This is a genomic window from Pseudomonas sp. EA_65y_Pfl1_P113, assembly GCF_963970525.1.
GTDB lineage: Bacteria > Pseudomonadota > Gammaproteobacteria > Pseudomonadales > Pseudomonadaceae > Aquipseudomonas > Aquipseudomonas tritici.
In genome coordinates, this window is the sequence record NZ_CAXAQM010000572.1 from 1 (window position 1) to 454 (window position 454).

Below are 454 nucleotides of genomic sequence, written 5' to 3' on the forward strand. Positions count from 1 at the left end.
GGAGGTGTGCCGCATCAGGTCGAGCACCGTGATCGGCCGGACGGGCGGAACGAGATCGAGCGATTTGGTGCCGTCATCGCCCTTCTTCTCGACGCCGACCTTCACATTGGCGAACGAGGGAATGTATTTGGACAGGGGATCGTCGAGCTTGATCTTGCCGTCCTCGATCATCTGTACCGCGACGACCGAGGTGATCGCCTTGCTCATCGAGAACAGGCGGAAGATGGTCTTGTCCGTGATCGGAGCCTTGCTGGCGACGTCCTGCACGCCGAAGGCTTCATGGTAGACCGGTTTGCCATGCTGCTTGATCAGCACGGTGGCGCCGGCGATCTTGCCGGTCGCGACCTCGTTCCTGAAGAAATCGCCGATCTTCGCCAGCTTGTCCGGGTTGAAACGCGCCCCGGCCGGAATTTCATAAGTGCCTTCCGCACGCGACAGTGACGCGACGCCGAGC

The 454-nt window shown here is 61.2% G+C and carries 1 protein-coding gene; it reads right to left on the reverse strand.

The features are described from left to right. A partial coding sequence (locus tag AACY52_RS31135) for a serine hydrolase domain-containing protein (protein ID WP_339561513.1) occupies positions 1-454 on the reverse strand: 454 nt, incomplete at both ends.